Annotated in this window: 13 protein-coding genes; 10 read left to right on the top strand and 3 right to left on the bottom strand. The window is 72.6% G+C overall.

The features are described from left to right. Positions 1–8 precede the first annotated feature (8 nt). From ACGFIS_RS12825 to ACGFIS_RS12815, 3 genes are all read left to right on the top strand, one after another. The gene (locus ACGFIS_RS12825; RefSeq protein WP_392909614.1) at positions 9–794 is read left to right on the top strand and encodes a PP2C family protein-serine/threonine phosphatase; all 786 of its coding nucleotides are present in this window, start codon (positions 9–11) and stop codon (positions 792–794) included. 230 nt (positions 795–1,024) lie between these two features. Beyond that, positions 1,025–1,474, top strand: a complete 450-nt coding sequence (locus ACGFIS_RS12820; RefSeq protein WP_392909611.1) for a DUF2752 domain-containing protein — start codon at positions 1,025–1,027, stop codon at positions 1,472–1,474. Positions 1,475–1,562: 88 nt separating this feature from the next. Next, positions 1,563–2,291 (top strand): RDD family protein, encoded by a 729-nt coding sequence (locus tag ACGFIS_RS12815; protein WP_392970672.1) that lies wholly within the window; start codon positions 1,563–1,565, stop codon positions 2,289–2,291. A 66-nt stretch (positions 2,292–2,357) separates the two neighbouring features. Here the strand turns inward: ACGFIS_RS12815 and ACGFIS_RS12810 are convergent, their stop codons facing one another. Next, positions 2,358–3,116 (bottom strand): hypothetical protein, encoded by a 759-nt coding sequence (locus tag ACGFIS_RS12810; RefSeq protein ID WP_392970669.1) that lies wholly within the window; start codon positions 3,114–3,116, stop codon positions 2,358–2,360. Positions 3,117–3,313: 197 nt separating this feature from the next. On the opposite strand from ACGFIS_RS12810, the gene ACGFIS_RS12805 reads away from it, so the two are divergent. The 3 genes from ACGFIS_RS12805 (at position 3,314) to ACGFIS_RS12795 (ending at position 5,358) form a co-directional block, all read left to right on the top strand. Then, the gene (locus ACGFIS_RS12805; protein WP_392909602.1) at positions 3,314–4,105 is read left to right on the top strand and encodes an ABC transporter ATP-binding protein; all 792 of its coding nucleotides are present in this window, start codon (positions 3,314–3,316) and stop codon (positions 4,103–4,105) included. Positions 4,106–4,250: 145 nt separating this feature from the next. Continuing rightward, on the top strand, positions 4,251–5,030 hold the full coding sequence (locus tag ACGFIS_RS12800; RefSeq protein ID WP_392909599.1) for a sulfite exporter TauE/SafE family protein: 780 nt from the start codon (positions 4,251–4,253) through the stop codon (positions 5,028–5,030). Positions 5,031–5,106: 76 nt separating this feature from the next. Continuing rightward, positions 5,107–5,358, top strand: a complete 252-nt coding sequence (locus ACGFIS_RS12795; RefSeq protein WP_392970666.1) for a hypothetical protein — start codon at positions 5,107–5,109, stop codon at positions 5,356–5,358. A gap of 84 nt (positions 5,359–5,442) precedes the next feature. Here the strand turns inward: ACGFIS_RS12795 and ACGFIS_RS12790 are convergent, their stop codons facing one another. Both ACGFIS_RS12790 and ACGFIS_RS12785 read right to left on the bottom strand, forming a co-directional pair. Beyond that, positions 5,443–7,662 (bottom strand): cytochrome P450, encoded by a 2,220-nt coding sequence (locus ACGFIS_RS12790; RefSeq protein WP_392909592.1) that lies wholly within the window; start codon positions 7,660–7,662, stop codon positions 5,443–5,445. Positions 7,663–7,724: 62 nt separating this feature from the next. Then, positions 7,725–8,804, bottom strand: a complete 1,080-nt coding sequence (locus ACGFIS_RS12785) for an NAD(P)-dependent alcohol dehydrogenase (protein ID WP_392909588.1) — start codon at positions 8,802–8,804, stop codon at positions 7,725–7,727. Between the two features lie 76 nt (positions 8,805–8,880). Between ACGFIS_RS12785 and ACGFIS_RS12780 the strand changes: the two genes are divergently transcribed. From ACGFIS_RS12780 to ACGFIS_RS12765, 4 genes are all read left to right on the top strand, one after another. After that, positions 8,881–10,338, top strand: a complete 1,458-nt coding sequence (locus ACGFIS_RS12780) for an aldehyde dehydrogenase family protein (RefSeq protein WP_392909585.1) — start codon at positions 8,881–8,883, stop codon at positions 10,336–10,338. A gap of 141 nt (positions 10,339–10,479) precedes the next feature. Then, positions 10,480–11,508: a zinc-binding dehydrogenase gene (locus tag ACGFIS_RS12775; protein WP_392970663.1), complete on the top strand. Its 1,029-nt coding sequence runs from the start codon at positions 10,480–10,482 to the stop codon at positions 11,506–11,508. Beyond that, on the top strand, positions 11,505–12,938 hold the full coding sequence (locus ACGFIS_RS12770; protein WP_392909579.1) for an amidohydrolase family protein: 1,434 nt from the start codon (positions 11,505–11,507) through the stop codon (positions 12,936–12,938). Before ACGFIS_RS12775 ends, ACGFIS_RS12770 begins: the two co-directional genes overlap by 4 nt. Before the next feature lies 1 nt (position 12,939). Continuing rightward, a complete protein-coding gene (locus ACGFIS_RS12765; protein ID WP_392970661.1) occupies positions 12,940–14,025 on the top strand; it encodes a BMP family ABC transporter substrate-binding protein in 1,086 nt (361 codons plus the stop codon).

Genomic DNA, 14,025 nt, shown 5'->3' with positions numbered 1-14,025 from the left:
AAATTGGTATGAACGTAGCAATCAGATACGCAGCAGGCAGCGACATCGGCTGTAACCGCGAGAACAACGAGGACTCGGGTTACGCCGGTGCGCGGTTGATCGCGGTCGCGGACGGCATGGGCGGCTACGCGGGCGGCGAGGTCGCCAGCTCCACCGTCATCGGCTCACTGCGCTCGCTCGACACCGATGCCCCTAAAGACGATCTTGTCGACATCCTGGGCCGCGCGGTGGCCGAGGCCAACGAGAAGTTGCGGATCGTCCGGGAGGAACGCCCGGACCTGAGCCGGATGGGCACCACGCTCACCGCCATGCTCTGGTCCGGCGAGTCCGTGGCGCTGGCGCACGTCGGAGACTCGCGCGGCTACATGCTGCGCGACGGCGAGCTCTACCAGATGACCCAGGACCACACGATGGACGAGCTGCTCAAGGCGGAGGCCGAGGCGGCGGGCCAGACCGCCGACCCGGCCGAGACGTCGCGGCTGTCGCACGTGCTGTACCGGGTGCTGGACGGGCGGGACGACCGCGAGCCCGACCTGCGCCTTCGCGACGCCCAGCTCGGCGACCGCTACCTGCTGTGCTCGGACGGGCTGTGCGGCCCGGTCGACGCGCAGAAGATCTACGAGGTGCTGTCCGCCGAGGCCGACCCGCAGCGCGCCGTCGACCGGCTGATCGAGATGGCCCGCGACAACGGAGGCCCCGACAACATCACCGCGGTCGTCGCCGACGTCGTGGAGTCCGATCACGTGACCGGCGCCGAACCCCCCATGGTCGTGGGCGCCGCCGCCCAGGCCTGACCTCCATTGCCCCGACTGGTGGACCGGGTGGCGAATTTCCAGACGATTCATGGAACTCGTCGGGTAAAAGAGTGCTCACGCAGGTGGCGATTTGTCCTACTCTTGCCGAGAGGTGATGTCACCGAGCACTGTGTAACGGTCCGATTGCAGACCGTTGCCAGGGCTTGACCAGCCTCGGGGTGCACCCGGTATACGGGTCACTCAGCTTTAGTCATCGAGGCGGAGGATTCGTGGGGGAAGCGCCCGGGGCGGCGGTCACCGGTGCACCGGACGGTGTGCTCGGCGGGCTCGTCAGCCGGACCCTCACCGCAGCGCGGCACGGACCCCTGGGTGCGGCTCTGCGTGTGTCGGCGATGGCCGTCGCGGCCATCGGCGCGTCATGGATCCACCGTGTCAACGACCCCGGCGTGCTCTGTCCCCTTCGGGCGCTCACCGGAATCCCGTGTCCCCTGTGCGGGGGGACCACCGTGTTCATCGAGTTCGGCTCGGGTCGTCCCGCCCAGGCCGTGCTCGCGAATCCGGTGGCCCTCACCGGCGCGATCGCCGTCGCGGTCGCGCCACTGGGGCTGGGAGGACGGTGGTGGGCACTCCAGCCGAAGACCCGTGCCTGGATGCTCGGCACCGCCCTCGTGGGGTCGGAGCTGTGGCAGCTCGTCCGGTTCGGTGTTCTGCGCGTTTGAGCCGCGGTCGATCGTCGGTCAGACTTGCGGAGCCCACCGGGTCCGGCGGGCGTCACATAACCACAGGGTCAATCAATAAGGAGCAAGTGTGGGTAACCCCTACGACCCGTACGGCCAGCAGCCGGGCTACGGGCAGCAGCAGCCCGGGTACGGCCAGCAGCCCCCGGCCCAGCCGGGCTACGGTCAGCAGCCCCCGGCCCAGCCGGGCTACGGTCAGCAGCCCCCCGCCCAGCCGGGCTACGGCCAGCCCCCGGCGCAGCCGGGCTACGGTCAGCCCGCGGCGCAGCCCGGGTACGGCCAGCAGCCTCCCGCCCAGCCCGGCTACGGTGCGCCGCCGGCGCCCCCGGCCCAGCCGGGTTACCAGGAGGTCCACCACCACCACTACGGCTCCGGCGGCCAGCTCGCCGAATGGGGCTCGCGTGCCGGTGGCTACATCATCGACTACCTGGTGATCGGCGCCCCGTTCTTCGTGCTGTACCTGATCGGCGCGCTGCTCGGCGGGTCCGGCAGCGGCGGCGCGGCCGTGATCGGCATGCTGTTCATCCTGATCGGGTTCGCCGTCTACCTCGGCGCCTTCCTGTGGATCTGCTACCAGGAGGGCACCACCGGTCAGTCGATCGGCAAGCGGCAGATGGGCATCCGTCTCGTCAGCGCGCAGACCGGCCAACCGATCGGCTTCGGCATGGCCTTCGTCCGCAAGATCGCCCACGTCCTCGACGGCGCGCTCTGCTACATCGGCTTCCTCTGGCCGCTGTGGGACGACCGCAAGCAGACGTTCGCCGACAAGGTCTGCAACACCCTCGTGGTGCGCAACTGATCATCGGTTCGTGAGCGGGGCGTCCCTTCCGGGGGCGCCCCGTTCGCGTTCGAGGGACCGTTCCGCTCAGGGGACGTGGTCGAACGCGCTGTTGCACGCGGCCACGAGGGCCCGCCGGACGGCCCGGTCCAGCAGCCGCAGCGCCTCACCGCGGCGCCGCATCTGTTCGATGCCGAGGCCGCGGTCGTCCATCTGCCGGGCGAGCTCCACGACGAGGGAGAGCCGGCCGGCGAGCGCGGCGAGACGGTGCGCGCGGGCCGGGTAGCCGGGGGCGAGGGGATGGCCGCCGCGGTCCGGGTCGCGCATGTCGGCCAGCGCGTCGGCGATCTCCGGCGGCACGCCGGCGAAGTCGTCCACGGTCAGCAGCGCCTCGGTGGCGTCCCGCATCGCGAGGGTGAGCTGCCGGTCCGCCTCCGCGAGGGACGGGACGTCCGGCGGCGCGGGGGACGCGTCGTGGGTCGTCCAGCGAATGCCGACGTACGACGATCCGCGCCGGTCCTCGGCGGGCAGGAGGCCGATCGCCCGGTCGGCGCCGAGTACGGCGACGACGGCGGCGCCCGCCTCGATCGCCGCGCGGTTGAGGCCGGGCGGGCCGGTCAGCCCGAGCGGGTCGCCCGGTTCGGGGAGGGCCAGCCGCAGTGCCGTCATTCCGCCGACGCGCAGGTCGCCGAGCCCGCGACGCAGCGTCACCTCGGCGGGCTCGCCGCCCAGGATCTGCGGGCCCGCGTTCTTCTCGACCGCGTCCACCGCCTCGTCGAGACCGACGTGCCCGGTCAGCCAGGCGTTGCCCCAGGCGACCAGTGCCGTCGCGACGGCCGCGCTCATACACACTCCCCAACGGGCATGCGAACCACCATAAGCGTTCGGATGGCCGATGCCACCGGACGTAACCAACCTCTCGCGTCCAGGGTGCATACCGGGACCGACGTTTCGGTGGGGAGCCGGGAGGCGGCGGCCGCCCCGATCGCATAGGTTCTCTTCTGAGGATCAGGGACCACCGGGATTGGGGACGAAGGCGCGCGATGGCCGGCGAAGTACTTCAGCTCCGCGGAGTCGGGGTCAAGCGCGATGGGGCGACCCTCCTTCGCGACGTCACGTGGACGGTGAGCGAGGGCGAGCGGTGGGTCGTCGTGGGCCCGAACGGAGCGGGGAAGACCACCCTGCTCCAGATCGCCGCCGCGATGCTGCATCCGACCGAGGGCACGGTCGAGATCCTGGAGGAGGAGCTGGGCCGCACCGACGTGTTCGAGTTGCGTCCCCGTATCGGCCTGGCCAGCTCCTCGATCGCGGAGAAGATCCCGACCGGCGAGCGGGTCGTCGACCTGGTGCTGACCGGCTCGTACGCGATCCTGGGGCGCTGGCGGGAGGAGTACGACTCGACCGACGTGAGCCGCGCGGTCGCGCTGCTGGACGCGCTCGGCTGCGCCGACCTGATCCGGCGCACGTTCAGCACGCTGTCCGAGGGCGAGCGCAAGCGCGTCCAGATCGCCCGCGCGCTGATGCCCGACCCCGAACTGCTGCTGCTGGACGAGCCCGCCGCGGGCCTCGACCTCGGCGGGCGCGAGGATCTCGTCGCCCGGCTGGCCGCCCTCGCCGACGACCCGGACGCCCCCACGATGGCGATCGTCACGCACCATGTGGAGGAGGTCCCCGAGGGCTTCACCCACGCGCTGCTGCTGCGCGGCGGCGAGGTCGTCGCGCAGGGCAAGGTGGACGAGGTGTTCACCGCCGAGCGGCTGTCGGACACGTTCGGCCTCCCGCTCGCCGTGGACCGCCAGAACGGCCGCTGGTACGCCCGCGCCGCCCCCCGCTGAGGGGCGGCCTGCCGTACATGAGCCCCGCCATGCGGGATGCCGTACCGCATGACGCCGTTCACGTGCCCCGGTTTCCGGGTCGGTCCGTCCGGGTCTCTACCATCATGGAGCCCTTGCGAATTTCAGGTATCCGAACGGGTGAGATGTGGACGTCCTTGATGCGATCGCGGTGCTCGCCGCCGGGATCGCCGCCGGGGGGATCAACGCGATCGTGGGCTCCGGCTCGCTGATCACGTTCCCGACCCTTCTCGCGCTCGGGTATCCCCCGGTCGTGGCCAATGTGTCCAACAACCTCGGGCTGGTGACGGGCAATGTCAGCGGCGCCTACGGGTACCGGGAGGAGCTGAAGGGGCAGCGCGGCCGGCTGCTGCGCCTCGGCAGCGCCTCGCTCGCCGGTGCGATGGCGGGCGCGCTGCTGTTGCTGACGCTGCCGCCCGAGGCGTTCGCCGTGATCGTGCCCGGCCTGATCCTGGTCGCGCTGGTGCTGGTGGTCCTCCAGCCGAGGCTGCAGGCGTGGATGCGGGCCCGCCGGGACGAGCGTGCGGGGCACCGGCCGGACGGGGGTCCCGGGCTGTGGCTGGGCGTTTTCGGCACCGGAATGTACGGCGGCTATTTCGGTGCGGCGCAGGGGATCTTGCTGATCGCGCTGCTCGGGATCGGGCTGGACGACGACCTGCAGCGGCTGAACGGCGTGAAGAACGCGATGGTGTCGATCGTCAACGGCACGGCCGCGGTGCTGTTCATCGGGATGTGGATGCTCGGCCGGACCGAGATCGCCTGGTGGGCGGTGCTGCTGATCGCGGTCGGCTCGACGGTCGGCGGGCTGCTCGGCGCGAAGCTCGCGCGCAGGATCTCTCAGCTGCTGCTGCGCGGGGTGATCGTGGCGGTGGGGCTGGTCGCGATCGTCCAGCTGCTGTGGGGCTGACCCGAGCCCGCGCGGTTGCCCAGAGGCCTCCCCGGGTATATATCGAACATTCGTTCGGATATCGGAGGGGTTGGCGATGAAGGGCGACTGGGTCGAGATCGTGGTCGACGTCGGCGGCGCGTCCACCAGGACCTACGAGGTGGCCGCGACCCGCGCCGGCCGCCGTGTGGAGATCGGCAACCGGCGGGGTGTGGTCGAGGTCAGCGAGGTGACGCGGACGGGCACCGCCGTCCGCACGGCCCGCTTCATGTCCAACCGTGTTCTGGCGCTGGTCGAGCATCCCGTGTCCGACGAGCGCGGAGGCCACGGGAACGACGGCACCGGCTGACCGCCGGCCGTCCCGAACCACGTTCACCTGCGGCGAGCCGCCCCCATGAGGCGGCCCATGGGGGCGACCCGCCGCAGGTCGACGTCACAGGTCGAGGGTCAGGCGGGGGGAGGTGCAGCGGCCCACGCAGATCATCATCGTCCGGCCCGCGGCCCGCTCCTCCTCGCTGAGCAGCGAGTCGCGGTGCTCGGGGTCGCCGGCCAGCACGCGCGTCTCGCACGCGCCGCAGTAGCCCTTCTCGCAGTCGTACGACAGGCCGGGCACGACCTCCTGGATCACCTCGATGAGCCGGCGGTCGGCGGGGACCCGCAGCGTGGCGCCGGTACGGGCGAGGTGGACGTCGAACTCGGTGTTGAGCGCCGGGTCGAACGCCACCTCCAGCGAGTCGTCGCCGGTGAAGCGCTCGACGTGCAACCGGGTCCGGATGCCCAGTTCGTCGCAGGCGCCCTCGGCCGCGGCGATCATCCCGGTGGGGCCGCAGCAGTAGATCGCCGTGTCCGGGCCGGTCTCCGCGAGGATGGCCTTCAAGTCCGGGATGCCGGTCTCGTCCTGCGGCAGGACGCGCAGCCGGTCGCCCGCGACGGCGGCCAGTTCGTCCCGGAAGGCCATCGACGCTCGGGTCCGGCCGCCGTACACGACCTGGAAGCCGGCGCCGCGTGCGGCCGCCGCGCGCACCATGGCCAGGATGGGCGTGACACCGATGCCGCCCGCGAGGAACAGGTAGGAGCCCGCTTCCACCAGCGGGAAGTGGTTGCGCGGGCCGCGCACACCGAACGTGACGCCGTCGCGGGCCAGCGCGTGCACCTCCTCCGAGCCGCCCCTGCCGTCCGTCTCGCGCAGCACCGCGATCCGGTAGTGCGAACGGTCCCCCGGGTCGCCGCACAGCGAGTACTGGCGCACGCGTCCTGACGGAAGCCGCAGCTCAAGGTGGGCGCCGGGTTCCCAGGCGGGTGTCTCGCCGCCGTCGGCGCGCGCCAGCGTCAGGGCGAGCACATCGTCGGCCGCCTTTTCGGCGCCCGTCACGGTCAGGTCGTACGAGGCGCCGAGGGTCGTGGCGGCCACGGTGCTCCCACCGGCGCGCGGACCCGGGGTGAAGACGGCCGGGAGCGCGTCCCAGCCCTTCTGGTTGCCGCTGGTCGGGTACTCGACGAGTCCGTCCTCCAGCACCTGGAAGTCCGGCAGCCGGGTCAGCACCTGCGTCATCATCTCGCGGAACATCGCGCGGGCCAGGTGGGCGCCGGCGCAGCGGTGCGAGCCGATCCCGAAGCTCAGGTGCCGGGACGCGTCGCGGTCGAGCCGGATCTCCTCCGGCTCGGGGAACACGGCGGGGTCGTGGTTGGCGGCCACCCACGGGAGCAGGACGCGCTCGCCCGCCCGGACCGGGCAGCCGCCGACCTCGGTGTCGGTGCGCGCCGTGCGGGCCATCGACTGGGACGGCGCGAACGCCCGCAGGAACTCCTCGGTGGCCCGTTCCAGCAGGTCGGGCGAGTCGATGAGGCGGCGCCGCTGGTCCGGGTCGCGGCTCAGGTGGACCAGCGTCGAACCGGTCAGCGAGGTCGTGGTGTCGACGCCGCCCGCGATGAGCAGCCCGATGACCGAGACCAGCTCGTCCTCGGTGAACGGCTCGCCGCCGGCGTTGCGGGCGGTGGCGAGCGCGCTGACCGCGTCCTGCCGGGGCTCGGCGCGTCGGTCGCGGATCAGCTCGCGGATGCGCTGCTCCATGTACGCGAGGCCCTCGGCTCCGCGCCGCTCCCGTTCGCTGCCGGCGGGGGCGGCGAAGATGTCGTGGATCGGCCCGGCCAGCGGCGCCCAGTCCTCCTCGGGGAAGCCGAGCCAGTCGAGGGTGACGGCGGCCGGTACCGGGTTGGTCAGGTCGCGGACGAAGTCGGCCGAGCCCAGTTCGATGAACGCGTCCACGGCCCGGGAGGCGTGGCGGGCGATCATCGGCCGCAGCCGCTCGACCGCCGCCGGGCTCAGCAGCGGGTTGATCAGGTCGCGGTAGCCGGCGGCCCGCGGCGGGTCGACCTCGATCGGGTACTGCTCCAGGCCCGGCCCGCTCGGGATGACGATGGCGACCGCGTCCACCCCGCTCGTCTCGCGCGAGGAGGAGAACGCGTCGTCGTCGCGGGCGATGCGCGTCACGTCGGCGTACCGCGTCGTGTAGACGAAGCCGCCGTGCGCGGAGGTGCGCCCGACGGGGCAGCCCTCCCGGTACGCGGCGTAGTACGCGACCGGGTCGGCGTTGCACTCGTCCGAGTGGTGGTCGAAGTGGTGGTCCTGCTGTGTCATGTGCTGCTGCGTCATTGGCACGACTCCAGATGCGCATGTCTTCCGCGCGGTGTTGCCCAGCCGCGCCTCTGGGAGATTCAGAAGGTCAGGACGGCCTTGCCGACCGTGCCCCGCTTGGCCGCCTCGACGGCCTCGCCGATCCGCTCGAACGGGAAGTGCCCGACGATCACGTCCACCGGGAACCGGCCCGCCGCGTTCAGCCGCAGCAGTTCGGGCACGAAGACCTGCGGTATCCCGCCGCCGCCGATGATGCCGGTGATCGTGCGCCCGTTCAGGACGCTGCGCCAGTCGAAGGTCATCTCCTCGCTCGGGCCGACGCCGATCACGCCGCAGCGGCCGAGCGGGGCGAGGGCCTCCACGGCGGTGCGGAGGACGTCCGCGCGGCCGGTGGTGTCGAGGACGAAGTCGAAGCCGTCCGGGGCGATCTGGTGCAGTTCGCCCGCGGCGCCCTCGCCGCCGGTGACGCCGTGCGTGGCGCCGAGGGAGCGGGCCGCGTCGAGGCGTTCCGCGTTGAGGTCGACGGCCGCGACGGTCGTGCATCCGCTGAGGACGGCCGCCAGGATCGACGCGACGCCGACGGCGCCGGCACCGAAGATCGCGATCGACGAGCCGGGCGAGGGCCGCAGCACGTTGAGGACGCCGCCGGCGCCGGTCTGGAAGCCGCAGCCGAACGGCCCGGCCAGGGTCAGGTCGGCGTCCTTGCCGATCGGCACCACGGCGCGGGCGGGCGCGATCACGTGGTCGGCGAACGACGACTGCCCGAGGAAGTGCGCGTTGATCTCGGTTCCGCCGAGCGAGACCGCGGAGGACCCGTCGGGGCGCCGCCCGCTGAAGTTGAGGGCGTCGAAGCGCAGGCAGTAGCCGGGCGACCCGGTCAGGCAGGGCCGGCACCGGCCGCACGAGGTGTACGACAGCGCCACATGGTCGCCGGGCGCGACCGAGGTGACCTGGTCGCCGGTCTTCTCCACGACGCCCGCGCCCTCGTGCCCGAGCACGGCGGGCGCGTCCATGAAGGTGGCGAACTCCAGGTCGGTGGCGCAGATGCCGACGGAGCTCAGCCGGACCAGGACCTCGTCGGGACGGGGCGGGCCGAGTTCCACGTCCCGCAGGGCCAGGGGCTCGCCCGGGCGGTCCAGGACGGCGGCGGTGACCCGCATGCGACCTCCCCAAGTCATTTCATAAAGAGATACGGCATCTTGACATGCGGGATAATTCCGGTCAAGGATTCCCGGTATGCCCGCACTTGAGATTCCGGCCGCCAGGCAGCTGATCGACGGAGCCTGGGTTCGCGCCCGTGACCAGGGAGAACTTCCCGTCCTGGACCCTGCGAACAGCAAGGCTATCCAGCAAATCGCGCGCGCCGGCCAGGCCGACGTGGACGACGCGGTCGCCGCCGCCCGGCGGGCCTTTCCCGGCTGGGCCGCGACCTCTCCGGCCGAGCGCGGCGCCCTGCTGGGACGCTGGGCCGCGCTGGTCATGAGGCGGGTCGAGGACCTGGCCCGGTACGAGGCGCGCGACGTCGGCAAGCCGCTGTCCGGCGGGCGGACGAACGCCTTCATCGCGCACGGGATCATCGAGTACTTCGCCGGCGCCGCCGACAAGCTCACCGGCGTCACGCTGCCCACCCGCACGCCCGACTATCTGGGCTTCACGATCCCCGAGCCGTTCGGGGTGTGCGCGGTGACGCTCCCCTGGAACGTGCCAATGCTGCTGTCGGCCGCCAACGCCGCGCCCGCGCTCGCGGCCGGCAACACGGTCGTGCTCAAGCCGTCCGAGATCGCCCCGCTCGGGCCGCTGGCGCTGGCGGAGCTGGCCCGCGAGGCCGGTCTCCCGCCGGGGGTCTTCAACGTCGTGACCGGCCTCGGCGCGGAGGCGGGCGTCGCGCTCACCTCCCACCCGGACGTCGACCACATCAGCTTCGTCGGCTCCACGGCCACCGGACGCGCGGTGATGCGCGCCGCGTCCGAGAACCTGGTTCCGGTCAAGCTGGAACTGGGCGGCAAGTCGCCCAACGTGGTGTTCGCGGACGCCGATCTCGACGTGGCGATCCCGGCGATCGTCGGCTCCATCACCGAGAACGCCGGCCAGAACTGCTACGCGGGCTCGCGGCTCCTGGTCGAGGAGTCGATCCGCGCCGAGGTGACCGAGCGCGTCGTGGCGGGCATGCGGGCCGTCCGGCTCGGTACCTGGGACCAGGACCTCGACATGGGGCCGCTGGTCAGCCGGGAGCAGTACGAGCGGGTGCTCGGCTTCCTGGAGGGCGCGCCCGCGGAGGGCGCCCGCGTGGTGACCGGCGGCGCGAAGGCCGAGGTGCCGGGCGGCGGCTGGTTCGTGGCGCCGACCGTCCTGGACGGGGTGGACTCCGGGATGCGGGTCGTCCGCGAGGAGGTCTTCGGGCCCGTCCTGGCCGTGCAGGGCTTCTCCGGCACCGGCCAAGCAGTCGACATGATGAACGACACTGATTTCGGGCTCCTGACCTGCATCTGGACCGACGACGTGTCGCGGGCGCTGCGCGTGGCCAAGGACGTGCGGTCCGGCCAGGTCGCGGTGAACCAGTTCCATGACGCGGGGGTCATCGGGTTCCCGTTCAACATGCAGAAGGACAGCGGGTTCAGCGCGGGCGGCGGGTACGCGGCGCTGCGCGAGTACACGCAGGAGAAGGCGGTGGCGGTGCGGCTGCTCGACCGCTGAGCGGCCCGCGCGAGGGGTGTCGCCGAGTTTCCGCCCAGGTGTTGACACATCCCGGAGGCGGGGTTCAGAGTTACCTCACATTGCGAACCGTCGGTTCACAATGCGAGATGAATCCAGGGGTGTCCTGACCGGAGGTCACGGGTGAAAGCGCTGGTCCAGACGGGGTTCGGTGGCCCGGAGGTGGTGTCGCTGCGGCACATCGCCGACCCGGTTCCCGGTCCTCGTGACGTGCTGGTCCGGGTACGGGCCTGCGCGCTGAACCGGCTCGACGTCCTCCAGCGCCGCGGCCCCGCCGTGCTGCCCGGCTTCCGCCTCCCGCACATCGCCGGCATGGACGTGGCCGGGCACGTCGAGGCGGCCGGCGACGAGGTGCGCGGGATCGCCCCCGGCGACCGCGTCGTGATCGACCCGACGCTCGGCTGCGGAACATGCGGGCGCTGCGCAGCCGGGGACCCCGGCCACTGCGCCGACGTCCGCGTCATCGGCGGGAACACCGCCGGCGGCTTCGCCGAGTACGTCGCCGTGCCCGCGCGGCTCGCCCACCGCGTCCCCGGCCACGTCGGACTGGCCGAGGCCGCCGCGCTGCCGTCCACCTGGAGCACCGCCTGGCACGCCACCCTCACGGTCGGCGCGGTGGCCGCCGGTGAGACCGTCCTGGTGCAGGCCGCCGCCAGCGGGGTCAGCATCGCCGCCGTCCAGCTCGCCAAGCGCGCCGGGGCCCGGGTCGTCGCGGTCGCGGGCAGCGACGCCAAGCTCGCGCTCGCCGCGGACCTGGGCGCGGACCTGCTGCTGCACAACGACGCCGACGTCGTCCCGGCCGTACGCCGCTTCACCGGCGGCGAGGGCGCCGACCTCGCGCTCGACCATGTCGGCGCGGCGACCTTGAAGACCTCCCTGGACAGCCTGCGCGCGGGCGGGCGGCTGGTGACCTTCGGCAACACCACCGGCGACGAGGTCACGATCTCCCTCGCCGGCGTCTACCACCGCGGCCTGCGCCTGCTGGGCTCGGGTGCCTACACCGAGGCCGAGTTCTCCGCGATGCTGAGCGCCTACTACGGCGGCGGCTTGCGGGCCGTCCGGATGGCCGAGTACGGGCTGGACGAGCTGCCCGCCGCGTTCGCCGCCGCCGAGTCGCGCGCGGCCATCGGCAAGGTCCTGGTCCGGCCATGACCCATGACCCCCTCCTGATCACCGGCGCGACCGTGGTGACGATGGCGCCCGGACGCGAGGTCGTCACCGGCGCCACCGTCGCGGTCGCGGACGGCCGCGTCGCCGCGATCGGCCCGCACCGGACGCTCCGCGCTGACCACCCCGGCGCCGCCGAGCTGGACGCGAGCGGCTGCGTCATCGTGCCCGGCATGGTCAACGCCCACCAGCACTGCACCGTGGACCCGCTGATCCGCAGCGTGATCCCCGACGACATCGGCTCCCAGGAGGCGATCTTCGGGTGGGCGGTGCCGCTGCACGGGCTGGTCTCCGGCGACGATGACGAGGTGTCGGCGGCCCTCACCGCCGCCGAGTCCCTGACGCGCGGCGTCACCACCGTCCTGGAGGCGGGCACCGTGGCGCACCCGGAACGGGTCGCCGCCGGGCTGGCCGCGGCCGGGATCCGGGGACGGGTCGGCGGCTGGGGCTGGGACGCCCCCGGAGTGCCGCACTCCCTGCCCGCCGCCGAGGCGCTGGCCCGGCAGGAGGAGATCGTGCGGAGCCTGCCCGCCGGCGGCCTCGTCACCGGCTGGATCACGCTGGTCGGCCACGACCTGGTCAGCGACGAGCTGTTCACCGGCGCGGCCGCCCTCGCCGAGCGCCTCGGCACCACCATGACCTTCCACATGTCGCCCGGCCCCGGCGACGCCGAGTCGTACCTGAGCCGCACCGGCGCCCGCCCCCTCGTCCACCTGCGCGAGCTGGGCGTGCTCGGCCCCCGCGTCCTCCTCGGCCACGCCGTGTGGCTCGACGACGAGGAGGTCGAGGCGGTCCTCGCGACCCGCACGGCGGTGGCGTCGTGCCCGGGTGCGTACCTGCGCCTCGGCCAGGGCTACACGCGGGCCGGGCGGCACGGCGAGCTGATCCGGCGCGGCGGGCGCGTCGCGCTCGGCTGCGACGCCCACAACGCCGGCGACGCGCCCGACGTGCTGCGCACGGCCGGGCTCCTGGCCGGCCTGGAGAACGACCGGGGCGGGTGGCCGCTGCGCGCGGACGAGGCGTTCGCGCTGGCCACCTGTGCCGGCGCCGAGGCGGCCGGCCTCGGCGACCTGGTCGGGTCGATCGAGGTCGGCAAGGCCGCCGACCTCGTCGTGCTCGACACGCGAGATCTGGCCTGGACGCCGGTCGGCGACCTGGCCACGCACCTGGTGTGGGGTGCACCCGGCCACACCGTCCGCGACGTCCTGGTCGCCGGGAAGGCGGTCGTCCGCGACCGCCGGCTCACGACCGTCGACGTCGGGGACCTGCGCCGGGAGGCGGCAGAGCGGTCCGCCGCGCTGCTGCGCGCGGCGGGGCTCGACGTCCCCAGCCGCTGGCCGGTGGTCCCCGCGGCCACCGCCACAACGAGCTCCCGCTCTTTGCACGTCTCACCGTCCGATCGAAAGGACCCCTGAGGTGAAGAACCGTAAAACGGTACGGATCGCGGGCGCGGCCGTCGCGTGCGCGACCATGCTCGCCCTCGCCGGCTGCGCCGACAGCGACGCCACCGCGAACCAGAGCACCGCCGCCGGCGGGTCGGGCAGCGGCGTGCTGCCCGGCGAGCCCGACGTCAACGGCGACGGCAAGGTCGTCATCGGCGTGCTCAGCCCCGGCGACATCAACGACAACGGCTACTACGAGAGCTTCGTGACCAGCGCCGAGGGGTTCGCCAAGGAGAAGGGCTGGGAGCTCATCAAGCGCGGCAGCGTCCCCGAGAGCGAGGCGCTGAGCGCGGCCCGCGCGCTGTGCCAGCAGAAGGTCGACATGGTCGCGCTCGGCGCCTCCGAGCTCAAGGACGCCATCCCCGCCTCGGAGGAGGCGGTGTGCGCGAAGACCGCCTGGTACGTCCCGAGCTCCGGCAACGTCCAGCAGACCCCCAGGATCATGCTGTCCACCGACGACCCCGCCCAGAGCATCCTGTCGGCCGGGTACGCGACCGGCGTCCTGATGCAGGAGCGCGGCACCAAGAAGGCCGCGTTCGTGGCCGGCATGGAGCTCGACTTCAACATCAACGCCTCCAAGGCGTTCAAGGCGGGCATCCGCTCGGTGATCCCGGACGCGACCGTCACCACGACCTACGCCGGTGACCAGGACGACGCCGCCAAGGCCAAGGAGGCCGTGCAGGCCCAGATGGACCAGGGTGTCGGGGCCGTCTACCCGTACCTCGGCGGCTCCACCGACGCCGCCACGAAGCTGGCCAACACCAAGAACCTCATCACGCTGACCCCGGGCACCGACCGGTGCGCCTCCACCGACCCGAAGTTCGACATCTCGGTGCTGTTCAGCCCCGGCGACTACTTCACCGAGGCGCTGAAGCTGTTCGCCGCCGGCAAGCTCGAGATGGGCGTGCAGAAGGTGTGGACGATCGGCAAGGACCCGTACCCCACGGTCAAGCTGTGCAAGGCCGGCCCCGAGGCTCAGAAGAAGATCGATGCCTTCATGAAGGACATCGCGAGCGGGAAGATCAACGCCTCCGCGGAAGTGGAGAGGCTCGGTAAGTGA

Origin of the sequence: Spirillospora sp. NPDC048824, assembly GCF_043198455.1 — a bacterium.
In the GTDB taxonomy this organism is placed as follows: Bacteria; Actinomycetota; Actinomycetes; order Streptosporangiales; family Streptosporangiaceae; genus Spirillospora.
Note: the sequence above shows the minus strand (reverse complement) of the source record. Positions and strands in the feature narration are given on the sequence as shown.